Origin of the sequence: Terriglobus tenax (assembly GCF_025685395.1) — a bacterium.
In the GTDB taxonomy this organism is placed as follows: Bacteria; Acidobacteriota; Terriglobia; order Terriglobales; family Acidobacteriaceae; genus Terriglobus; species Terriglobus tenax.
On record NZ_JAGSYA010000004.1, the window covers coordinates 2920424 to 2944836 of the forward strand.

Genomic DNA, 24413 nt, shown 5'->3' on the forward strand with positions numbered 1-24413 from the left:
GGAGAGGCTAGACTTGTTCCATGCCGAGACGGTCCACAACGCACCACCAGCAAAAAGGGAAAAAGGATTCAGTACGCCGTAAGGCCTATCTGCTGATCCAGAAGAAGATTGCCAACGGCCAGTTGAAGGCCGGAGAACTGATCTCAGAGGTTGCCCTGGCCAAGGAGCTTGGCAGCAGCCGCACACCGGTGCGCGAGGCGGCTGGCCAGTTGCTGGCCGAGGGCATGCTGGATCTGAGCCCGGGCGGCGGCATTGTGGTTACGCGGCTGACGCGGCAGGCAATCACGGAGCTGTACGAACTGCGCGAAGCCCTGGAGGTTTTTGCCGTGGGACGCGCGGCGCAGAATGGCATTCGTCCCGCGGATGCATCGCGGATGAAGGAGCTGCTGGAAGAGACACAGGCGCTGCTGAAGGAGCTGAGGGCTTCCGGCAGCAAAGAGCTGGACGAGGAGCAGATGCGCCGTTTCGCGGTTAGCGATCTTGGCTTCCACTCCCTGCTGATGCGGCTGGCTGCCAATGAACGCATGTTGAAGGTAGTGAACGAGACCCGGCTGATGATCCGTATCTTCGGCATCCAGCGCAGCGGACACCGCCGCGAGGAGCTGGAGCGGATTCACCGCCACCACAAGGAAATTCTGCAGGCCGTGGTGGACGGCAAGGCCGACTCCGCGCGCAAGCTGCTGGCGGAACATATCCAGGCCAGCGGGCGGGAACGGCTGGAGGAGTTTGACCAGTGGGAACGGGAGCAGCACCTGGCGAGCCTGGGCGGGTAGGGTACTCCCGCATTCTATTTGTCGACAAATCGTAGACAGTGAATCTATGATGCCCTCATGGCAAAACTGGTGATGGGTGTATATGCCGCTGTGCTCACGCCGCGCGACGCGGCAGGACGAATCGATACCGGGCAACTGCGAGGGTGGCTGGAGTTCCTGATCGGTAAAGGTATTCAGGGGTTCGCCATCAATGGCGCCACCGGCGAGTTTCCGCAGGTTACGGAAACGGAGTTTGTCGACCTGATGGAGACGGTGGCGGAGGCCACCGTCGGCCGGGCGAAGTTTCTGGCGGGTATAGGCGCTGCAAGCAGTATGGATGCGATTCGCCTGGGCAAGATCGCGGGCCGTGCCGGAGCGCAGGGGCTTCTATTGCCCATGCCTTACTTTTTCCCATACAGCCAGGGCGATCTTGCGGCGTTCAGCAGCGAAGTGGCACATGCGGTTCAGACGCCCGTGCTGCTTTACAACCTGCCGCAGTTCACCTCGGGCCTGGAGCCAGAAGCGACGCTCTCCCTGATTGAACACTGTCCGAACATCATCGGCATCAAGGATTCGAGCGGATCGCTCGACACGGTTTCACTGCTGACCAAGCGTGCACCCGCGGCCTGCCGCATTATTGGCAATGACAACGCGCTGGCGCCTGCGTTGAAGGCAGGTGTGGCCGACGGTGTGGTCTCTGGGGTATCGTGCGTGTTGCCGGAGCTGATTAAGGCGATCTTTGAGGCAGGGCAGAGCGAGGCAAAGGCTGCCCGGCTGGATGAGCTGAACGGCAGACTGCGGCTGTTCATCCAGCAGCTTGACCGTATGCCGACGCCGTGGGGGCTGAAGGTCTTTGGTGAGTCACGCAAGCTGGCCAGGGCGAACTTTCCCTTTGCCCTGAGCGACGACCGTGTGCAGCAGATGCACGAGATGATGGCGTGGTTTACGGAAAACCACGCGGCGATGATGGCGGTTTAGGAGCAGACAGTGATGGCGAATGACGTGTATCTGGTAACCAGCGGCGACCTCAGGCTCTCCGCCAACCAGGCCTGCTGGCCGGCACAGCGCGACCTGGAGACAAAGCTGACGGCGGTGCTGGCAACCATGGGTGTGACGTTGAAACGCGCCTTCCCGGTGGATGAGAGGGCGGGGCACGGCTTCATCTCAAGCCAGCGCATGGGTATGGATGTTTTTGCGTCCATTCCCAAGGATGCTCTGCTAATCTTCGCCACCGCCGCGTGGCAATACACGCACCATGTGCTGCCGGGCATGCGTTTTCACAATGCGCCGATTCTTACGCTGGCAAACTGGTCCGGTCAGTGGCCGGGGCTGGTGGGTCTGCTGAATCTGAATGGATCGCTGGTGAAGGCCGGTGTGACGTTTTCTACCCTCTGGAGCCGCGACTTTGACGACGCATTTTTCCTGGATGGTTTGAAACAGTGGCTGGAAACCGGAGCGATTCAGCATGATCTTTCGTATGTAAAGCCGTTGTCCGCGGTGCCGTTGCCGGAGTCAGCTCAGGAGCTCGGCAAAGAGATTGCCGGTCTTCTGCGCGAGCGCAAGGCAATCCTCGGCATTTTTGATGAAGGCTGCATGGGCATGTACAACGCCATCATCGACGATGAGCTGTTGAACCCCTGCGGCATCTTCAAAGAGCGGCTCAGCCAGAGCGCGCTTGCTGCCCGCATGGCCACGGTCGGCGATGAAGAGGCCGCAGCGGTGCGTACATGGCTGGACACGCGCGGCCTGCGTTTTGTGACCGGAACTGACGAAGCAACGGAGCTGACGGACAAACAGATTCTGCTGCAGGCGAAGATGTATATCGCCGCGGTGCGCATGGCGGCGGAGTTTGGCTGCGATGCGATTGGTATCCAGTATCAGCAGGGGTTGAAGGATACGGTGCCTGCGTCCGATCTTGTGGAAGGCCTGTTGAACAATCCTGACCGTCCGCCTGTCTTTGACGCGGAGGGCAAGGAGCTTTTCGCCGGTAAGGCGCTGCCGCACTTTAATGAAGTGGATGAGGGCGCGGCGGTGGATGCGCTGGTGACCAACCGCTGCTGGACGAAGCTGGGTCTTGATCCTTCGACGACGCTGCATGATGTGCGCTGGGGTGAAGAGCTTGAGGTGGACGGGAAGAAGCAGTATGTATGGGTGCTGCAGATCTCCGGAGCTGCTCCGGCCAGCCACTTTGTGGGCGGCTATGCTGGTTCCGTGAGCGAGCGCCAGCCGGCCATGTATTTCCCGCTGGGCGGTGGATCGCTGAAAGGCGTGGGCAAGCCGGGTGAGATTGTGTGGAGTCGCGTGTTCGTTGAAGGTGGCAAGCTGCATGTGGATCTTGGGCGCGGCACGGTCGTTTCGCTGCCGGAGGCTGAGACCGAGCGCCGCTGGCGCGAGACGACCTACCAGTGGCCGATGGTGAACACGGTGCTGCATGGCGTTACGCGCGACAGCTTCATGGCGCGTCATCGCGCCAACCACATCAGCATTGCCTATGCCAACGATTCTGCGGGTGCCGACCATGCGCTGGCGGTGAAGGCTGCCGCGTTTGCTGAGCTTGGTGTCGAAGTCCATCTCTGCGGCGTGGCAAAGGCATAGCGTGACGGCGAACGAGACTCGTACAGGCGGAGCGTATCCCTGGCTGCTGGTTGGCATGCTGTGGTTCGTCTGCCTGTTCAACTATGCGGACCGCCAGGCGATCTTCTCCGTCTTCCCGCTCATTCGTACGGAGCTTGCGCTGACGCCGATTCAGCTTGGCATCGTTGGTTCCAGCTTTATGTGGATGTACGCCCTGGCCGGCCCGGTAGCCGGCTGGGTGAGTGATCGTGTCTCGCCGCGCAAGGTAATTGTGGGTGCGCTGGCATTCTGGTCCGCGGTCACGGCGGGCACGGCCTTCAGCCATTCGTATGGCGTGCTGGTCTTTTTCCGCACGCTGGGTGGTCTGGGCGAAGCCTTCTATTTTCCCGCGGCGATGGCGCTGATCGGCGCCTATCACAGCGCGGCAACACGGTCCCGGGCCATGGCGCTGCACCAGTCCAGCGTGTATGCGGGCACCATCGCAGGCGGTGCGATGTCGGCCTTCATTGCTGAACAGCATGGATGGCGCACCAGTTTCACCCTCTTTGGCCTGCTGGGCCTTGTGCTGGCGGTGGTGCTGATCTTCAGTTTGAAGCGTCCGCCGCGCCTGGCATCGGAGACGCAGCAGGAGAATCCGCTGCTGCACTTTGTTCATGGCGTGCGCGATGTGCTGGCGCAGGGACGCATCGTGCTGATGATCGCTGTCTTCATGGGAGCGAACTTCGTTGCGGTGGTCTTCCTGACGTGGCTGCCCACCTTCCTCCTGGAAAAGTTTCACATGAGCCTGAGCAATGCGGGCTTCAGCTCTACCGCTTATCTGCAGGCGGCGTCCGTGCTGGGTGTGCTACTGGGTGGCTGGCTGGCAGACCGCTTTGCATCGAAGCGCGCCGGAGGCCGGCAACTGACGCAGGCCATCGGACTGCTGTGCGGTGTACCGTTCCTGTTTCTCACCGGATGGTCGATCACGGTCATCGGCCTGATCGTCAGCATGATCGGCTTTGGCTTCTTCAAAGGCATCTACGACGCGAATATCTGGGCGTCGCTGTATGACGTGGTGCCGGTGGAGAAGCGCGGCGTGGCTGCCGGCGTGATGAACAGCTTCGGCTGGCTGGGAGGAGGCTTTGCCCCGGTGGTGATTGCCGCCGCGGCACAGCGCTTTGGGCTGTCGGCCTGCATCAGCGCGACGTCGGTGATCTACCTGTGCCTGGCAATGATGCTGCTGGGACTTTCCGCGAATCTGCGGAAGGCGGCTTAGAAAGCCATTCTTCGCCTTTGGCGAAAACTGGGGCAACAACGCTACAGCTTCGCCAGGAAGGCGCGGTCTTCCTTGGAAAGGGCAGCTTTCTCCAGCAGGTCAGGACGGTTCTTCGCGGTCTTCAGCAGCTGCTGTTGCCGTCGCCATTTCCGCACCTGTGCATGGTCGCCGTTGGCCAGTACTTCGGGAATCGCGTGACCCTGAAACTCGGCTGGCCGCGTGTAGTGCGGGTAATCCAGAAGGCCTCCGCTGCCGTGCGTGGCCTGCGGACTTTCGAGGGTGTGCTCAATCTCACTGTCGCTGTGGCCAAAGGACTCAAAGCGGGCGGAGTCCGCATTGCCCAGCACGCCGGGAAGAAGGCGGGTGACCGCGTCAAGAATGATGGCCGCTCCCAGCTCGCCGCCGGAGAGAACGTAGTCGCCGATCGACAGCTCACGGTCGCAGAGCAGCGAGTTCACACGCTCGTCCACACCTTCATAACGGCCGCAGATCATGGTGATGCGCTCGAGCTTCGACAACTCGTGTGCTGTGGCCTGGGTAAATGGCTTGCCACCGGCGGAGAGCACGATGACCGACTCACGCGCGAGGTCTCGTTCCGGCAAAGGGGTGACGCCGATGGCGTCGGCGCACTCGAAGATCGGCTCCGGCTTCAGCACCATGCCCTCACCACCGCCAAAGGGGCGGTCATCCACGGTGCGGTGGCGGTCGTGCGTGAATGCGCGCAGGTCATGGGCCTGGGCTGCGACCACACCGTTGCGAATGGCGCGCGAAACCACTCCGTACTGGAGCGGCCCTTCGAAGAACCCCGGAAAAATAGTAATGATCTCAAACCGCATGCTGAATTCCCAGTGTACGTCGGTGTGGTGGAAGGGATGTACTCCACAGTGCAGGGGAGGGTATAGTTCCAACCGGAACAGTTTTTATCCTGGGGGCGGGTCAGGCGCTTTCGAGATAACGTTTTCTTAAACCCATTCGAGGACGAGACATGCGAAGGATGTGGATGGCAGTTGGTCTCAGCGCGCTGGCGCTGGGCAGTGTAATGGCGCAGCAGCCGGCGAAGCTCACCGTGGATACCACGCAGAAGGTTGCCGAGGTGAGTCCCACGCTGTATGGGCTGATGACCGAAGAGATCAACTTCAGCTACGACGGTGGGCTGTATGCGGAGATGATCCGCAACCGTACCTTCACCAACCGCTGGCCGCGCTTTGAGTGGTGGCGTGTAACCACGCAGGGCAACTCGTCCGCGAAGGTAAGCGGAGGCGACACCGGTCCGAGCAAGGCGCTGCCCAAGAGCATGAAGCTCGAGGTTCGTGAGGCCTCAAAGGGCAACGAGGCCGGCGTGACTAATGATGGCTACTGGGGCATGGCTGTGCGACCGTCCGAGACCTATCATGGATCGTTCTATGCCAGGCCGGCGGGTGTCGGCACGGCGCACATCCGTTTGGTGGCCAACAACACCGCGGCCACGCTGGCGGAGACGACTGTGGCGTTGACCGACGGCGACTGGAAGAAGTACGAGTACACGCTGAAGACCGGCGCCAATGTGGTTCCCGGCAAGGACAACCACTGGGAGATGCTCTTCGCGCAGAAGGGCAGTGTTGAGCTGCAGATGGTCAGCCTCTTTCCGCCGACCTACAACAACCGCCCACAGGGCAACCGGCCTGACCTGATGAAGATGCTGGGCGCCATGCGTCCGAACTTCCTGCGCTTCCCCGGCGGCAACTACGTGGAAGGTAACACGCTGGCCGAGCATTTTGACTGGAAGAAGACGATTGGGCCGCTGGTGGACCGTCCTACCAAGCAAACCTCGTGGCGCTATCTTTCGAGTGACGGTATGGGCCTGCTCGAGTTCCTGGAGTGGTGCGAAGACCTGAAGATGGAGCCGGTGCTGGCTGTCTTTGCGGGTTACACGCTGAACGGAGAGCACGCCGAAGGCGATGCGCTGAAGCCGTATATTGCCGATGCCCTGGATGAGATTGAGTACGTTACCGGCGACGTCAACACCAAGTGGGGGGCGGTGCGAGCGAAGGACGGACATCCGGAGCCCTTCAAGCTGCGCCTGATCGAGGTCGGCAACGAGGACAACCTTGACCGCTCTGGCAGCTACATCAAGCGCTATCCGCCATTTGAGAAGGCCATCCGCGCAAAGTATCCGCAGTTGAAGATCATTGCCACCGCATGGGAGCACGGCGGCACGCCGGACATCGTCGACGACCACTATTACCAGACACCGCACGAGTTCTTTGACCTGGTGCACAAGTACGATACGCAGGACCGCAATGGGCCGAAGATCTTTGTCGGAGAGTGGGCCACGCGCACCGGTTCGCCCACGCCGGACTTCGGCGCTGCGCTGGGCGATGCCGCCTGGATGACCTCCATGGAGCGCAACTCGGACGTGGTAGTGATGGCGGCGTATGCCCCCCTGTTCACCAACGTGAACCCAGGCGGCATGCAGTGGTCCAGCGACCTGATCGGCTATGACGCGCTGAACTCCTATGGATCTCCCAGCTACTGGGCGCAGGTGCTGTTCAGCGAGCATCTGGGCACGCAGGTGGTGAAATCTTCCGCTGAGGGAGCCAATGACCGCTTCTTCTGGTCGGCGACGGCTTCGCCGGAGAAGAAGGTGCTCTACCTGAAGCTGGTGAATGCCAGCGACCGTCCGCAGGCGTTGACCGTGGACGTGTCTGGAGCGAAGGCCGGGGCCGCCGTGAGCAATACGATGCACGCGGCCACCTGGTATGTGACGAACTCGATCACGGCGCCGAAGCTGGTTGTGCCGGTCAAGGGAACGGTCGCCGTGACTCCGGGGAACTGGAAGCACACGGTGGCTCCCAATACGATTGAGGTCATCGATATTCCCTTGAAGTAAACCGGGGATGAGGAACAACACACGGGACGCCTGAGGGTGTCCCGTGTGTTGTTAAGCGCGCAAAAACGCTTTCCTACGACACTCGAAAGAAAACGTTTGCTGCTTCGGAATCCCCAGTGTTTTCAGGGGTTTCCCTTCAGAGGGGCTATTTCTACGGAAAATTTCTCTTTGGAAACAACTTCCCTATTGACAATGAAACGTTTCGACCTCTAGGGTTCTGTGCGACATCCAACCACAGCATTTGGAGTCGCGGAGGAAGTAATGGCAACAACCTTTTTGGAGTCGAGTGTGCGCAGTGTGCCTTCCAGGTGGCGCCGCCTGCTCGGGCTAATGGCCCTGAGCGTCCTCGTCCTTACGCCCTGTGTTTCGCGGGCGCAGACGGGTGGTGAAGGTGGCCTGCAGGGCACGGTAGCGGACCCTACCGGCGCTGCCGTCCCGGACGCAACCATCATCATTACCAACCAGGCAACTGGGACGCAGACCACGCGTAAGAGCACCGGAGCGGGTCTGTATTCCATCACGCCGCTGCCGCCGGGCATCTATACCGTCGATGTGAAGCACGAAGGCTTTCAGGAGTTCATCCAGAAGAACCTGACCGTGAACGCGATGATCGTGACTGGCTTTGACGTGACCATGACCGTCGGCGCGACCAGCGATGTGATCACCGTACTTGAGGCGCCTCCGCAACTGGAGACCACCAATGCCTCGCTCGGCCTGACCATTGAAAACGAAACGTACTCGAATCTTCCGCTGGTCACCAACAATGCCCAGCGTGATGCGACTGCCTTCGGTTCTCTGGCTCCTGGCGCACAGGGTGGAGCACGTTTGCCCATCGTTGGCGGCACGGGCAACTATCTCGGCCAGCTGTATGTAGACGGTCTGCCCGCGCAGACGGTCAGCCAGCAGGGCGACAACCGCCTTGTATCGCAGGCGTTCTCGGTGGAATCCATCGACCAGACGCAGGTTCTTACCAGCACGCCTCCGGTTGAGTACTCCGGCGCCGGTGCGCAGAACTTCACTATCAAATCGGGCAGCCTGAAGTATCACGGTCAGGTATCGGACTACATCCGGAACACGGCGCTGGATGCATGGCCGCTGTTGACGAAGGTCCAGACGGTATCGGACGGCAAGGGCGGAACGGTTCGCGCGCCGAAACCGGTAGACCACCAGAATGAACTCTCGGCCAGCATTGGCGGGCACGTTCCATTTACCAATCGCATCTTCTTCTTCGTGGCGTATGACCGCTACCACAATCGTTCGGTTCGAAGCCCAACCCTCTACACCATTCCGACGCTGCTGGAGCGGCAAGGTATCTTCACGGAAAAGCTCGGAACAACGGCCCAGTTGTATGACCCGACAACGACAAGCTGCGCTGGCTCTGTTTGCACCCGTCAGCCATTTGCTGGAAACGTGATTCCTGCAAGCTATATTTCGCCCTTTGCCAAGGCGGCGCAGCAGTACCTGCCAACGCCGTCTAACTCCGGCACGACCAACAACTATCTGGGCAGCGTTCCTTACGGCTTCGATAACTTCAACATCGATTACCGCGTTGATTTCCAGATAACGCCGAACCACCGTATCTCGACCGTCGCCGGAATCGGCAAGGTCGGCTATCTGAATAACTACAGCGCGCCCTACTTGCCGCAGCCTTACACCGGCGGAACGCTGGCAACAATCTATCCGAAGGTCTTCGACGTTCAGGACGTCTATACGATCAACAGCAACCTGGTGAACCAGCTGAAGTTTGGTTATGTACGGTTCTTCCAGAACATCACGAACTCGACGCAGAACGTTCCCGGCTTCCAGATCGGTGACCTGGGCGTAACGAATCTGCCTGCCGGTCAGGCCGGCCAGACGTTTCCTGGCGTGACCTTTACCACCGGCGGCGCAAGTTCGGTTGCTCTGCAGACGTGGACCGGCGCAAGTGATGCTGTGTCTACCCAGAAGACGACCCCGAACAACTACACGTTGCTCGACAATGTGCTCTATACCAAGGGCAAGCACTCCATCACCGCAGGTATCCAGATCCAGTGGCAGCAGATTAACAATGCCAACCCGGATACCTATACTGGCCTGTTGCAGATGGCTTTCAATAACTTCTCGACGGCGAACTTCAATGCCACCGGTACAACAACGCAGCTCTCCAGCGGTTCTGGTTACTCTTATGCCAGCTTCCTTCTGGGTGCCATCGGCGGCACGCCCAGCCTGGGGCTTCGCCCGGTGAGTGAAGTCGGCGGTCGCTACCGTCCTATTGCGCCCTATGTTTCAGACACATGGCGCATCACGGACAAAATCACTCTGGACGCCGGCCTTCGCTGGGATTACCTGCCACCGTATCGTGAGGTCAAGGATCGCTGGAGCTTCCTCAATCCAGGTCTGACCAACCCGATCACCGGGACACCGGGAGCCATTCAGCTTGCCGGCAACTACGGCGGAGCGGGTGTAAGCTGCCAGTGCCGTACCCCGGTACAAACCTACTGGAAGAACTGGGGACCGCGTGTCGGCTTTACCTACGCTCCTGACGACAAGACAGTCATCCGTATCGGCATTGGCCGTGTCTTCTCGCAGGGTGGCGGTGTTGGCGGACGTGGTGGAGCCTTCAATGGCACCGGCCAGCTGGGCTTCAACACGAGCATTGCATCTCCGGCAGAAGTAACGAACGGCGCGGGTGCTGGGCCCTCCTATTATCTCAACAACAGCTCTGCCTTCCAGTCCAAGGGGCTTGCGAATACAGCCTTGTTCAACGGACAGGCTTACCCGACCGCTCCGGCGCCCGGTGCAGCTACCCAGAGCCTGAACACGGGCTTCTACCTGAACGGCGCAAGCATGGCGACGGCTCAGGCGGTCAGCTATGCGGATCCTTACTTCGCGGGCCGCGCGCCGAACTTCACCTTCTACAACGCTGGCATTCAACGTGCCATTACCAAGGACATGGTGTTGGCGATCAACTATGTCGGCAACCAGAGTCATCACCTGATCAACTCGACCTCGAATGCCGCGAATGCGCGTGGTTACTGGTCAAACCAGCTCAACCCGGCGTATCTGGCACTCGGATCGCTGCTTACCGCCAAGGCAACTCCGGCTAACGTCGCTGCTGCCCAGGCAATCGTGCCGGGGCTCAACATCCCAACGTTCTTCCAGAACGCGGCGACTGCCAGCAATGGTGGCGCAGCGACGATCGCGCAGGGTCTGACGGCATTCCCGCAGTACTCCGGCGTGACCGACACCTGGGGCAACGTTGGCAACTTCAGTTACAACTCGCTTCAGGTAACGGTGCAGCAGCGCATGTCGCGCGGCCTGACCTTCAACTTCAACTACACATGGTCGAAGAACATCGGCAACGATGGCACCTTCCGTAGTGGATTCGCCATTCCTCAGGCTGCGATTTCGCGAGGAACGCAGAACTGGGCACAGGACCGGATTGACCGTTCTGTGACGACGATCTCGTCTCCGCATGCCTTCCATGCGTATGGCGTCTGGAAGCTTCCTGTCGGAAAGAATGGATATGGCGGCAACAACCTTGTTACCCGCACTTTGTTGAGCGACTGGCAGCTCTCGAGTATTTTCACGTACTACTCCGGTACGCCGGTTGCTGTTACCTCGGGCCTTTGCACGACCGCAAACAACCCACTGCAGGGGCAGTGCATGCCTGACCTGAATCCTTCGTATTCTGGTTCTGGCCGGCTCAGTGGTGGTTACGGTAAAGGAAGCGGAAGCACAGCCTGCAACCTTGGTGTTGGTTGCACGTCTGTCAAATACCTGGATACAAATGCGTTCACGGCTCCGCTCACGAATGGCAGTGTGTATCTTCTGGGCAATGCTCCACGTACCCAGGCGTACGGCATGAAAAACCCGGCACAGTTGAGCCTTGATGCTGCGGTTCGTCGTACCATTCCCATCCACGATGCGATCAACTTCCAGTTTGAAGTGACCGCGTCGAATGTCATGAACCATCCGACGCTGGGGAATCCGAATGCCGTGTGGGGAACCACCGCCTTCGGACAGATCAGCAGCATCAGCAACACTCCGCGTAGCTTCCAGCTTGCGGGACACCTCAACTTCTAACCGTAGCCTCCTAACAAAACCTAACGGGCCCCGCACGACGCAAGTCATGCGGGGCCCACTTTTCTGTCTCACAATCTGTATCGCAGGAGTTATGTTGCATGCGCTCTCTGGCCGCACTGATATCCCCCCTTGCCGTTGGCATGATGCTGTGTCCGGCACTGTCTGCCGCGCAGGACTTCAACGTTCCCGATGACCGCCGTCCCGTTGAAAAACGTCCGACTCCGGACGAAATTGCTCATCCTCCAAAGACGTGGATCGATAAGGACACTGGTCATCGCGTGACGCGGTTGACCGATGAGCCCGGCTCCGCCAGCTTTTACTTCAACGTGAATGCCTACACTCCGGATGGCAAGGAGATGGTCTACACCACGCCGGAAGGTATCTCCGTACTGGACCTGGCCACGCACAAGACGCGCAGCGTGGTGAAGGGCAAGGTACACACGCTTGAGGTTGGTCATAAAACGCAGAGCATCTTCTACGTAAAGAACGATGAACGCGCCGTCTACAAGACCAATGTGGATACTGGCGAGACGACCTTCCTGGCCAAGCTGCCTCCCCGCGGCAACATCGTCAGCGTGAATGCCGATGAAACGCTGGCTGCAGGCACGTATGACGAAGTTGAGAAACCCAACGAGCAGTACGGTCGTAACGGTGCAACGCCTGCAGCACAGGCCGCTGGCGGAACAACGCAGACCAGCCCGCTGGACCAGCCGCGCAACAAGGGCGAGATGATGGAGCGCCGTCTGGCGGCGCGTATTCCGCTGGTGCTCTACACGCTGGACCTGCGCAACGGTAAGGTAACCCCGCTGCTGCATTCGACGGACTGGGTGAACCACCTGCTCTTCTCGCCCAGCGATCCCAAGCTGCTGATGTACTGCCATGAAGGTCCCTGGCAGAAGGTCGATCGCATCTGGACAATCTGGACCGACGGCACGCACAACCAGTTGATGCACAAGCGCACCATGGCCATGGAGATTGCCGGACACGAGTTCTGGGGCCAGGACGGCAAGACCGTTTACTACGATCTGCAGACGCCCAAGGGCGAGGACTTCTGGCTGGCCTCTGTCAACCTGGAGACCGGTAAGCGCAACTGGTATCACATGGACCGCAACGAGTGGTCAATTCACTTCAACGTGAACGAGAAGACCGGCCTGTTCACCGGCGACGGTGGCGATCCGCACCAGGTGGCGCGCGCTCCCGATGGAGAGTGGATCTATCTTTTCCATACGAAGAAGATCGAGACGCCGGGCATGATGGACGGTCCCGATCTTGTGCAGTCGTGGGTCTTCCAATCGGAGAAGCTCATCAACATGAGCAAGCACAACTACACGCTGGAGCCGAATGTGAGCTTCACGCCGGATATGAAGATGGTCATCTTCCGTTCGAACATGTTCGGACCGACGTATGTCTTCGGTGTGGAGATCGATAAGGCAAAGTAGCCTGTTGCGAGCAAAGAAAGAAAGGCACCCCGCGTGGGGTGCCTTCTTCTATGTTCGGATTTGCGCGGTTACTTCTTCTTCATCGTAACCATGCGGTGCAGCTCGCTGCCGGCCATCAGGAAGCCGCCCACGCCGTAGGTGTAGCTGGCGCTGGGGCGATAGTAGGCAGGCTCGGAACCGGTTTGCTGGATGTTGCCCAGGCGGCCGTCCGCGTAGACATTGGTCAGCAGTCCAGCCCATGCCTTCGTGATCACAGGCATATAGGTGGCGCGGTCAAGAATGCCTTCATTAACGCCGTAGGCCATGCCGTAGACGAACAGCGCCGCGCCGGAGGTCTCGGGCTGCGGAAAGTGCTCAGCGTCCAGCAGGCTGGCGTGCCACTGGCCATCCTTGCCCTGTAGTGCGGCGGCAGCGGCCGACATCTCCTTCAGCTGCTGCACGTAGAACGGACGCCGCGGATCATCCTTTGGCAGGTACTGCAGCGTGCGTGCCAGGCCGGCAACCACCCAGCCCTCGCCGCGCGACCAGAAGACCTTCTTGCCGCCAGGACCGCGCTTGGGAATGAAGCTGTCGTCACGCCAGTACAGGTGCTCGTCCTTGTCCCATAGCAGATCGTAGGTGCGCTTCCACTGTGCGTTCAGGTAGTCAATGTACTTGTGTTCACCGGTAGCGGCGTACATGCGCGTGTATACCGCCGGTGCCATGAACAGGGCATCGCACCACCACCATGGAATGCGCGCGTCGCCCGGGCGCAGCGTTTCCAGCGGCATTACGGTTTCCAGTGTCTTCGTCATCGGCTCGATGATGGCCTTGTCCTTCTTGCCACCGTCGAGATACAGCTCGGCATAGGTCTGCCCGATGCTGATATCGTCGGCGTTCGGCAGCTTCTCAGGATTACGAAGCTGGTACTCGAACTTCTTCGACATCTCCGCCATGGCATCGCGGTACTTCGCCTCATGCAGGGCATCGGCCGCGGCCATGTAGCCGCTGTACATCACGCTCCAGGTCCAGATCTTGTCGAAGTACGGCTGCGACTCCTTCAACTGCCAGTCAGCCACCTTGCGCACCACTTTGTCGATGGCAGCAGGCGTCAGTGCAGGCGAGATATCCGTGGCCTTCGGTCCAGGGTCTTCGGGCGACGTGCCGAAGTGCCTCCCGTTGTCTTTATCGATAATGGCCTGCATCTCAGGCGTTGGCTTGGGATATTGCTGCGCGAAGGCCGAGACGGCGGCAAGAGCAAGCGATGCAGCGCTGGTGCGAAGAAAGAGTGATGTCTTCATGGGGTGCGTGATTCCTCGTTTGTATGCGTGTTGTGGCTTGGGCTGCTGGCTTACGGGTGCTCCTGAAACTCCAGTTCAACAGCTCCCAGAAGTCCCGAGGGCACCGGCTTTACCTTGTCGAGATCCTGCATCTGGAAACGGTCGCCATATCTGGCGATCAGCGGTTTGTAATCACGGGGTGGCAATGCGGCCCACGCATTGATGGCCGTGTTGTAAACGCGAATCTCGATGCTGTTTTCGCCGGCCTGTAGCAGAGGAGCGATGTCCAGACGATAGGGCGGATGCCACAGCGCGCCCGCAGGCTTGCCGTTGACGAAGACCAGGGCGCCTTCGCGCACCGGTGGTTCATACCACGCATGCGTCCCGGGGCCAGTCTTCGTCACCATGGGGTTCGGAACATTGTGATGTTCTTCCTCACGCGGCGCATCCGGCGCACCCGGCTCCGGCGCACCACCGGCAATATGCAGATAAACCGGCTGCGTTGGCTTCTGGTCGAGGGTGACGTTGCGTGTGTACACGGCTTCGCCGGAGTAGTGCAGCGTAGCTTCGTCCGCGGTCCAGTCCTTCAGCGCGGCCAGTGTTTCGGTCTTCCCCGTGCCGGTGAACTTGACGGACCAGTCCTTGCTCAGGTCCAGCTTCTTCGCGGTAACGAAGCCGCTTTTGCCTGCCGGAGCATGAAAACCCGCTCCGAAAAGATAGGTCCGCGACTCATACGGCGCCAGCGTCAGCTCGATGGACTTCGGCGAGATAATATCCCAGCCAGTCTTTCCTGTCTCAGGATCAAGTACAACACCATCGGTGTAGCGTGTGGCGAGGGTTACCGTCGCCTTGATCTCGCGGTTGCTGGTGTTCGTTACAAAATACACATCGCCATTCGGCAGCTTGCGGCGGATGAAGCCGATGACGTTGCGGTCAGCATCCTTTGCGACGTCGAGCTTCAGGTCGGGCGCCGCTGCCATGTGCAAGGCATCGGTTAACTGGTCGACCGAGCTGGAAACAGCGGGGAAGAGCGCGGAAGACAGCTTCTTGAGCTCTTCCGAAGGTTTGCCTTCGGGCGTAAGCGTCGGCGCCTGCTTGTAAGACACCACCTTGCCGCCCCTGGCCTTCCATGCGGCAATCCTGCGCAACGTCTCCAGCGGAATACGATCGGTCGGCGGAACCAGCAGGATGCTGTGCTGTACGCCCAGGCTGTTGATGGCGTCGGCGTCGGTGAAGTCATAGTTATAGCCGGCAGAGAGAATACCGCCCAGCATCTCCTTGGGCAGCAGGTCCTGCATGGCCACGGTCACGCTTACCTTGGTCGGGCGGAAGGCGGCCCATGCATCATCGGTCGGCAGAAGAACGGCCACCTGGTTAGCGGGCTTGCCCTGGCGCAGCAGATAGCTGAGCCGCGTAATGTAGTGGTTCACCGTCGGCATGACCGGGTGCCAGGGATTGTGGTCATTGAAGACCGCCGCTGCGTACAGCGACCATCCGGGTTCGCCTGCCTGCGGCGCGGAATAGGGCCAGCCATGGAAGACCAGAAGGTTCTCGCCCATGATGAAGTCAATGTCGGCCTCGGCCTTCATATCGAGCGGCGTGGCGCGGAAGACCGGCGAGTGCAGCCAGGTGAAGGTCTCGCCCGAGGTGACGTTGTTGCCGAAGAGGTGATTGCCGGAGCTTGCCCAGCGCAGCGTGGAGAAGCCGCGCCACTGCGGGCCTTCGCCCTCGGGCAACGCGACCAGCTTCTGGCTTGAGAGCGAGACGGCGGGCTCGTTATATGTCTGCGAGCGGAAGCGTGTTCCATGCTGCTTCGCCCATGCCTGGATCTGGACCAGGTAGGCATCGTTCACCAGCTCGGTCAGCGTCTTGCCCCAGTCATGGCGCAGGTTGATACCGTTTGGCGTGTTGCCGGCAACCAGCTCGGCCAGATGGGGCAGCAGATCATAGCCGCGACGCTTCTTGAACTCTTCCGGCAGCGTAGGCGTCCAGTCCGCGCCATAGGCTTCCAGTGAGTCCGAGAAGATGGCGTAGGGCGGCGTGCTGCCAAAGGCTTTGATGAGCGGCTCGCCCACGTTCTTCAGATGGGCCGCAACAGCTTCCTTGCTGAATGGATCAAGCACCCAGCCTTCCGCGCCCACAGCGGCACGCTTCACCATCTGGCCGGTATGGCTCTGGAGAAAGAACAGCACGGTGCGGGACGTATTTGCGGGGGCTACTTTGACGCTGCCGGCTTCCAGCTTCACCGTCTCCGCGGTCGTGGCATCCCACTTCTCCGGCGTGCCGTTGACCACAGACACGGCGAGGACACTCTCGCCTTCTTTCAGCGCGGGTGCGGCAACGCTGACACTTCCCGCTGGCAGGGCAACCGGTACGGTCTTCAGCCGGGTTGCAGCGTTATGCAGGTTGGTCGTCGGTCCGCCGTAGGGCCAGCCGCTGGTCAGCGTTACATCCATGCGCAGGCCCAGCTTACGGCCTTCCACCTGCGCGTAGTTCACCGCGTCCAGCATCTCCGGTGACAGGAAGGAAAAATTCTTCAGGCCCGTGGCCGGGTCGTCCAGCGCCTCGGGATACACAAAGGCCAGCTCCGCGCCGCCAATGTTATCAGCCTTCATCTGCTGCAACTCGCGCAGGATCTCGGCTTTTTCGACTGCCGGACCAAACCACCACCAGCGCACCATCGGCCGGGCAGCATCCGGTGGATTCAGAAAGTCCTTCTGGATGGTCTGCAACGACGGTGCGGCCTGCGCAGGCGCAGAGACATGGCAGCAGGCAAAGGCCAGGGCAGCCGCCGCCGGTAGGAGCAGCTGTTTGCAGGGTAGACGTTTCATGCTCGCGAGCTTACTCCCTCAGGTGCGAACTGTAGTGAAGCGGGGCTATCAGTGTCAATAGGTAAACAATTCCAGAATTGGCGAATACGTGCTTTTAATCTCTGCCCAACGTTGCCCCAAGTAGTCCCAGCACAACACCGTAGAGTTCGCAGTTCAGATCGAGCGATGCCAGGGTGCGCGCCGGGTCCAGTGGAATATCCAGAACGAAAGCCGATCCGCCCGGCACGCCGCGCTGGGGTTTGCCGCGCAGGTTCTCCACGGTAAGCGTGCGCGGTTTCCCGGTCCGCAGGTCAACCCGCATGGGCAGGCTTCGCGCAGGATCATCGCCGAGGCGGAACAGGTAGTCATCCAGCATGTAGTCCTGCTCAACGGGCCACCAGTTACGCGGGCTGCGAAGCTCGGTCGCTTCGCTGTGGCCATCGGTGTAGTGGACGGTAACAGTAGCGTGGCGTGACCATGTTGCCTGCGGAAAGGTGGTGCAGGCCAGCAGCAGATGCAGCGACCGCGCCGTGCCGTCGAGCGGCAGCTTGAGGCGCGGGGAGTCGATAGCCCATTGCGAGAGGTAGCAGCAGTTCTTCGCCTCGCCCTGCGGTGTGCGGAAACGCACATCCTTGTCGAGCCGCAGCATACCGCCCGCGTTGCGCAGACCGGCATCATCAATCTCAGCATGGACATCGAAGTTCGCCCATCCGCCCAGCAGGCCGTTGGGCAGGTTCAAAGATGTAAGTCCGGAGCGGGGCCTGCTGTAATCGCGAGTGAAGATCTCGCGGGTGTGGCCGTTGAAGCAGGTCTCCAGTGCGATGGGCTCATACCGTGTTGCTGCAGCAACGGTCGGGGCTTTCTTCGGCTCTGCAAAGGCAATCTCTACCGGAAGCCGGTAGCGGCACGCGCCGTGCTGTTGCTGCGCGAAGATGGTGTACTTGCCGGGTACGCGGCGTGTAAGGCAACCCAGCGGGTCGTCAAGATGTGAACTGTCGATGCCGGCGGGCCATACGATCGGTTGCCCGGCGGCGAGGTGGATGGCGGCAGGCGCCTTGCGTGGTGTATCCCCATGCCAATGCAGCGCGATGTCGAATGTCTCCTGCGCGGGCAGAGGGCCAAGCAGAAGCCTCGGTTCGCCGATGGCGTCCTGGTCAAAGCGTCCATGTACGGGCTTGCCGTTCACGGTGACGGTGGGCAGCTCCGTGGTGCGGGCGCGCAGGCGCAGATGCAGCGTGGCGGCCTTCTGCAGGCGCGGTGTGATCTTCCAGTGCTCGTGATTGCCCTCGCGCGTGTACGTTAGCTGCAATTCGGGGTGCTTCAGCGCAGCCCTGGTCCAGTCCAGCGGCAGTTGCGGCGCAAGGCGCAGTTCTTCACGGAGCAGGTCAGGCCGGACGCCCCACAAGCCTTCTGTGATGGCGCGCGCCGCACAGCCGATGGGGTCGCCGAAGTCGCGCTGCGACTCCTGCCGGTGCGGGTCCATCTGCAGCGACATGGGGAAGTTGCCGGGACACAGGCCGCGGAAGCCTGCGTCCAGCAGTGTGCCGCGCAGCAGAGCATAGCCGTCGTCGGCCATGCCTGCCTGGAATAACGCGAGTGCGGTGTGCAGGTTTTCCGCCGTGACCAGCAGCGTGAGCGACCACACGTATGGCTGCCAGTCAGAGCAGGCAATCTGCCAACCGACATCCGCAGGCACACCCGGGCCATGTACAGGAACCTTCGGAATTGCGTGCAGCCGGTCGGTCGCCATCAGCCACGCTTCTTCGGCGGAGGCGAACTCGCAGTCGAGCGCGTGATACACCGTCCACCATGCTGGGCTTTCGGCCTGCGTGCGCTCGCCCATCCAGTCGCGGCTTTCGGCAAAGGCTCCTCGTTCGGGCATCCACAGGTGCGTGCGCATGGCGCGGACGATCGCGTCGGCCTCGGAGTCATAGCTTGCGGCGACCTCGGCGGCCAGATGCAACTGCCGCGCAAGCTGTGCCAGGTTGCGATTCAGAAAGACGTTGTACGCGGAGCTATGGGCCGCTCCGCCGCCGTTGTACTGCAGGTTATCGCTGGCCCAGATGGCGGCATAGGCCTCGTACAGCGGAGCTTCGAGCTCGCCCTCCGCTGCATAGTTACGGCGGAAGAGGCGGCGCTCCCATGCAGCATGGGCTTCCAGCGCGGGCCATGCCGTACGTGCAAACTCCATGTCCCCGGTCCAGCGCAGATGCCGCAGAAGAGCATCGAAGAAGACCAGGTTCATGTCGTAGTGGTTATGGCCCAGGTCTCCGTTGGAATGCAGCAGATTCTCCGTGCGGGCATCGTGGCTGCCTTTGTCTGGAGCCCCGGTTGCGGGCTGAATATCCATGAAGCCCTTGCTGCCGTAGGTGCCTCCGCTGCCGTTGGTCACAGGGGATTTATCCTGCTTTGCCAGCCAGCGTTGCAGGTGGCGGCGCATGCGGTTGTGCTGCCCAAGCACGTCCAGCGCATACGGTCCGCGCCAGCCCGCCAGGGCATTGCGCCACGCCACGGCGCCATGCATCACACAGCCCTGCGCTTCGTCCCAGATGGCATCGGCGGCCATGCAAAGCGCGGGCGCCATGCTGTCGAGATAGGCATCGCCGGTCTCCCAGTGCATGGCAGAGGCAGTTTTTGCCAGATCTTCGCGGCGGCTGGCGAAGTCCGCTGGAGTAACAGCGCCGGAGGCCGGCTTCGGTGGCTGGACGACGCCTTCCACCGCATGGACGGCAAGCAACAGCGGCGCGTCGCCAAGGGCAATATTCCCCAGAAGAACCGGCTGCGCGGGAGAGGTCTCGTCGTTGCCCCACAGCTTCTGCCAACCCGCGTTCCAGTCTGCGGCGCGGCCCAGTTTCAAGGCAGCATTTCGCGGTGTGTGCACTACAAGCTTGAACTTGCCGGAGACGACCTCAGCCTCGGTCCCGCGCAGCGTCCACTGGTTGTTCGCGGCCTCTTCCGGGCGAAGCTGGAAGAACTGCGTCACCGGTTCGGACTCGCAACCAATGTCGCCGTTGCGCTGACCCTTGCGTCCGCTGACACCACCGAAGGCAAAGGTCAGGGAAAGATCGGCAGGGAGCGACGAACCACGCGCCTGCACGGCAAAGCCAGCGCCAACCGTCAGCACCTCCAGATGCAGTACTCCATTCGCGCCAAGCAAGGCATCGCGCAACTCATACTCCAGCCGGCCCTCCACATAGCGTGCAATGACCGTCTCAAAGGCGAAGAGCCACTTCGCCTGCTCTCCCTTCGCAAGGCCCAGCCGCAGGTTGCCGCCATGCCCTGGCAGATAGAGAGAAAACTCCGGCAGATCGCCACCGTCCACGCGGAAGGGGATGTTTGGCCCGTAGAGTGGCCGGTTGAAGAACTCGCTTCCATTGCGGATGAAGAAGCCGACTCGCTCCGGTGTGTAGCGCATGGGGCGCGCCGTGTTTTCAAACAGCAGAGGCACCATTTTGCCGGAGGTGATCTCCGGCGAATGGGCCTGCGAAGACGGCGGAGGGATGCCTTCCTGGGCCGTTGCCCAGCGCAGCATGGGATGTTGAGTGGCCAGCGCGCTCAGCGATCCGGCTGTGCGCACAAAGCGGCGGCGAGTCCACAATGGGTCCATCACGTAGACGGTAAATCAGAAACTGTTTCCGTGACGAAACCCCGGTGCCTAACTGGGCAGATTTTCGCGCGTGATGACTTCGTACTGGGTGAAGTTATACGGTGGCACAATCTCACCGCGCAGCAACGACAGGCCCAGCCGCATCAGGTATTCGCCATACTGCGAGACCTCGTGCGAGACCGAGGCAATTGCCGGCGAATCCGGACGGCGCAGTTCCACCAGCATTTCTTCCACGCAATCGTGGCCAGCCACGGCCACCTGCTTTTCGCGGCCCAGCTTGCGGACGGCATCAATGGCTCCGAGCGCAGCAGTATCGTTGGCCGCCGCAATCAGGATGCGCTTGTCCTTGGGGTGGCGCTTCAGGAACTCAAGTACCGCGGTCGAGCTTTTATCGCGCAGTCCGCGTGTATCCACACGGACGAAACATTCCACCGGGGTATCCGGCATGCGGTTGCGCAGCGACTCGAAGACTCCGGTAATACGGCTCTGCACCATGGGGCCGGCTTCGGCCAGATCCAGACCGATAATCCAGTCGATCTTTCCCTTCCAGCGCTCCAGGGCATGCTCGGCCAGCACCTCACCCATGGCATGGCCCACGCGATAGTTATCCACACCGAAGTAGATGGCGTGAGGGTGAGGAATATCCACGGCAATCATCGGGATATTGGCCGCGGCGATGCGGTCGGCGATGATGGGTGCCACATGCTGGTCAATCTGGCACTCGATGACCACATCGACCTGGCTCTGCACAAACTTTTCGGCATTGGCTACGGCCGTCGCACCGTCGTAGCTGTTGTCCAGCACCAGCAGATCCACGCCAACGGCGGCCGCGGCTTTGCGCAGGCTCTGCTCCACGGCAATGGCAAAGGGCATCTCGCTGCTCTGGCTGCCAAAGCCGAAGCGCAGCTTCTTCTGCCGCGTGACGTGACGGTAAGCGCCATCGGCGCTCTGCGACACATAGCCGCGGTGCACAAAGCTCTTCAGAATGCGATAGACGGTGGTCTTAGAGATGCCCGTCTGCTTATGGATAGACTCCAGCGTCATTCCCTGGCTCTGCTGCAGCATCTCGAGGATATCGAGTGCTTTCGAGAGCACAGGGATCAGGTACAGCTGCCGGCTTTTGCCTTTGGGTGCCACGTTCTGGTCCCTTTCATTATGAAGGAACCATACTAGTCGAGCCTAGGCTTCAGGCATAGGAGCTTTGGGTATTGCTGTTTTTTGCGGCGCGTTCTTCGGTAATCTTCTCCACGTAGCCGCTGGTACGCAGTGCCTCCAGCGGGTTGGGCGGCAGGCCACGCGATTGGCGCCACTCCGCTACCAGCGGACGAACGTCCGTATAGAAGCAGCCACGGAAGTGCTCTTCTGCCTCAACCAGCTTGCAGGCATCCTGCAGTTCAGCCTGCAGCGCCTGGTCTACCAGGGCGGCGCGGGCAAACAGTTCCTGTGCCTGCATCACGGTCTGCACCATGGCTTCCATCTTGCCCTTCAGGTTGTGGCTCTGATCAATCATGTAGGCGATCTGGTCTTCGTGCAGGTCGTTCGCGGCTTTGTAGCTCAGAATCTCGTGGAAGATGCGGAAGACCTGGTACGGATCAATGGAGCCGATGGTCAGGTCATCGTCGGCAAACTTGCGGTCGTTGAAGTGGAAGCCGCCAAGAATGTTCAGGTGCAGCAGCCAGGCCACAATCTGCTCAATGTTGGTGCCCAGCGCATGGTGGCCGGTATCGACCAGCACCACGGCCTGCGGCCCGGCCGCCTTCGCCAGGGAGTAAGCCATGCCCCAGTCGGCAATGTCAGTATGGTAGAAAGCCGGCTCAAACGGCTTGTACTCTACCAGCAGCCGCTGCGTGGGTGCCATCTCGGCGTGTGTGGCCTTCAGGGCTTCTTCCAGCCAGCCAATGCGGCGCGAGATGCTCTGTGTGCCGGGGTAGTTCGATCCATCCGAAACCCACAGCGAGATATCACGCGAGCCCAGCTCCCTGGCAATACGGACAGAGGTCAGCATGTGCTCCACGGCCTTCTCGCGCACGGCGGGGTCTGGGTTGCACAGCGAGCCGTACTTGTATTCCTGGTCCTGGAACAGGTTCGGGTTGATGGAGCCCGACCGGATGCCGTAGGTCTGCTCCAACTCTTTCACATGACCAACGCTGGCCTCGCCCTCGGGCAGGTCCCAGAGTACGTGCAGGGCGACGGTCGGCGTAATGCCGGTCAGGCGGTGCACCTCGGAGGCATCGGCAAACTTCTCCTGCAGGTTGGTCGCGGCGGCCGGCTGAATAAACTTGCCGAAGCGCGTTCCGGTGTTCGCAAAGCCCCACGATGGAATCTCGATTTGGAGTCCGTCGAGCGCCCGCCAAACACGCTCTTTATGCTCCTGCGGAAGAGAGGTCACGCTGCGTTCCATGGTCAGGGTCCTTCGAAATGGTCTTGTGTACTGCCATCGCACATACTACCAGAACGATGGTTCATATTTGAAACTGTTCATCTAATGGATAAATGTGCTCTCATGGTTGCGCCCGAAATGTGCCTCAGTATGCCGCACCGATTTCTTGCACGTAAAGGAAAGTTTTCATGCCCGGACCTCTGCTTGGCGTTCTTTATCACTGGCTTGGCGGCCTTGCCTCAGCCAGCAATTTCATACCGTTTCGCGCCATTAAGCGCTGGTCCTTCGAGATCTACTGGATCATCCAGGGTGTGGCCGCATGGCTGATCGCGCCGGCCCTGATTGCCTGGATCTTCGTCCCGCATGTGAGTGAGATCCTGGCCCGCTCACCCCGCGAGGCCGTGACTCACGCCGTCCTCTACGGCATTGCCTGGGGCGTTGGCGGACTCACCTTTGGCCTTGCCATCCGCTATCTTGGGATCGCACTCGGCTACGCTGTTGCCCTGGGGTTCTGCACGGCCTTCGGAACGCTGATGCCTCCCATGCTGGAAGGCCAGTTGGGCGCCATCGCCAGCCAGACCGGCGGACAGATCATCCTCGGCGGCATCGGCGTCTGCCTGCTGGCCATTGCCGTCAACGGACTCGCCGGATACTACAAGGACCGCGATACCGCCGACGATGTGCCTGTCACCGCCCAGCAGAAAGATCTTTCCTTCGGCAAGGGAATCATCGTGGCGGTCTTTGCCGGCATCATGAGTTCCTTCTTCGCCTTTGGTCTTGCCGCGGGCAAACCGATTGGCGACATTGCCGCCGCGGATCTGAAGGCCAACGGACGGCTCGACCTGTGGCAGAACCTGCCTGTGTTGATTGTTGTTCTGTGGGGAGGCTTTGCGACCAACCTTCTCTGGTCCGTGTGGCTGATCGTGCGGAAGCGCTCGGCAGGCCAGCTTGCAGGCGCGGTAGCCGACCCCGAAGCCGGAGGCGAACAGAAGCTCTCCGGCGGCCAGTTGATGAAGAACTATCTCTGCGCGGCATCGGCGGGCATCATCTGGTACTTCCAGTTCTTCTTCTACTCCATGGGGCAGACGAAGATGGGCAAGTATGACTTCTCAAGCTGGACACTGCACATGGCCTCCATCATCATCTTCGCCGCCATCTGGGGCGTAAGCCTTAAGGAGTGGAAGCATGCCAGTCCGCGCGCCAAAGGTGTGCTGGCCTGCGGCGTGGGTCTGCTGATTCTTTCCACCATCATTGTGGGTTACGGAAACTACCGTTCGGCGCACTAAACATTGAACAACACAGCCGCCTGTCTCGCTGGAAATGAGGCAGGCGGAAAGTGCAAGCGAGTGGTATGACCAGGTTGATATAATTCGGCCTGCGAAAATAATCCCCAATCCACGATC

At 60.6% G+C, this 24413-nt stretch carries 14 protein-coding genes; 8 read left to right on the forward strand and 6 right to left on the reverse strand.

The features are described 5' to 3' along the window. The first annotated feature begins 20 nt into the window (after positions 1-20). Genes OHL13_RS18080 through OHL13_RS18095 form a run of 4 tightly spaced genes read left to right on the forward strand, consistent with a single transcriptional unit; the run spans position 21 to position 4581 of the window. A complete protein-coding gene (locus OHL13_RS18080) occupies positions 21-773 on the forward strand; it encodes a GntR family transcriptional regulator (protein ID WP_263411516.1) in 753 nt (250 codons plus the stop codon). Between the two features lie 57 nt (positions 774-830). Then, positions 831-1730, forward strand: coding sequence for a dihydrodipicolinate synthase family protein (locus OHL13_RS18085; protein WP_263411517.1), 900 nt, complete (start codon positions 831-833; stop codon positions 1728-1730). A 12-nt stretch (positions 1731-1742) separates the two neighbouring features. Continuing rightward, positions 1743-3347 carry a fucose isomerase gene (locus tag OHL13_RS18090; protein WP_263411518.1) on the forward strand — a complete coding sequence of 535 codons (1605 nt, stop codon included), beginning with the start codon at positions 1743-1745 and terminating at the stop codon, positions 3345-3347. Between the two features lies 1 nt (position 3348). Further along, complete coding sequence (locus tag OHL13_RS18095; RefSeq protein WP_263411519.1) at positions 3349-4581, forward strand: MFS transporter; 1233 nt, start codon at positions 3349-3351, stop codon at positions 4579-4581. 41 nt (positions 4582-4622) lie between these two features. On the opposite strand, the gene trmD is transcribed toward OHL13_RS18095, so the two are convergent. Continuing rightward, a complete protein-coding gene (gene trmD / locus OHL13_RS18100; protein ID WP_263411520.1) occupies positions 4623-5417 on the reverse strand; it encodes a tRNA (guanosine(37)-N1)-methyltransferase TrmD in 795 nt (264 codons plus the stop codon). A gap of 164 nt (positions 5418-5581) precedes the next feature. Between trmD and OHL13_RS18105 the strand changes: the two genes are divergently transcribed. From OHL13_RS18105 to OHL13_RS18115, 3 genes are all read left to right on the forward strand, one after another. Continuing rightward, a complete protein-coding gene (locus tag OHL13_RS18105) occupies positions 5582-7450 on the forward strand; it encodes an alpha-L-arabinofuranosidase C-terminal domain-containing protein (protein ID WP_263411521.1) in 1869 nt (622 codons plus the stop codon). A gap of 261 nt (positions 7451-7711) precedes the next feature. Beyond that, positions 7712-11515, forward strand: coding sequence for a carboxypeptidase regulatory-like domain-containing protein (locus tag OHL13_RS18110; protein WP_263411522.1), 3804 nt, complete (start codon positions 7712-7714; stop codon positions 11513-11515). 98 nt (positions 11516-11613) lie between these two features. Continuing rightward, the gene (locus tag OHL13_RS18115; RefSeq protein WP_263411523.1) at positions 11614-12954 is read left to right on the forward strand and encodes an oligogalacturonate lyase family protein; all 1341 of its coding nucleotides are present in this window, start codon (positions 11614-11616) and stop codon (positions 12952-12954) included. Between the two features lie 68 nt (positions 12955-13022). Here OHL13_RS18115 and OHL13_RS18120 read toward each other — a convergent pair whose 3' ends face one another. The 5 genes from OHL13_RS18120 to OHL13_RS18140 form a co-directional block, all read right to left on the reverse strand. Continuing rightward, a complete protein-coding gene (locus OHL13_RS18120) occupies positions 13023-14234 on the reverse strand; it encodes a glycoside hydrolase family 88/105 protein (protein ID WP_263411524.1) in 1212 nt (403 codons plus the stop codon). Positions 14235-14284: 50 nt separating this feature from the next. Then, positions 14285-17044 (reverse strand): glycosyl hydrolase, encoded by a 2760-nt coding sequence (locus OHL13_RS18125; protein ID WP_263411525.1) that lies wholly within the window; start codon positions 17042-17044, stop codon positions 14285-14287. A gap of 94 nt (positions 17045-17138) precedes the next feature. Next, positions 17139-20630, reverse strand: coding sequence for a DUF4450 domain-containing protein (locus OHL13_RS18130; protein WP_263411526.1), 3492 nt, complete (start codon positions 20628-20630; stop codon positions 17139-17141). 48 nt (positions 20631-20678) lie between these two features. Continuing rightward, on the reverse strand, positions 20679-21767 hold the full coding sequence (locus OHL13_RS18135) for a substrate-binding domain-containing protein (RefSeq protein ID WP_263411527.1): 1089 nt from the start codon (positions 21765-21767) through the stop codon (positions 20679-20681). 49 nt (positions 21768-21816) lie between these two features. Then, positions 21817-23031: a TIM barrel protein gene (locus OHL13_RS18140; RefSeq protein ID WP_263411528.1), complete on the reverse strand. Its 1215-nt coding sequence runs from the start codon at positions 23029-23031 to the stop codon at positions 21817-21819. Between the two features lie 167 nt (positions 23032-23198). On the opposite strand from OHL13_RS18140, the gene OHL13_RS18145 reads away from it, so the two are divergent. Further along, positions 23199-24296: an L-rhamnose/proton symporter RhaT gene (locus OHL13_RS18145; RefSeq protein ID WP_263411529.1), complete on the forward strand. Its 1098-nt coding sequence runs from the start codon at positions 23199-23201 to the stop codon at positions 24294-24296. Positions 24297-24413 lie beyond the last annotated feature (117 nt).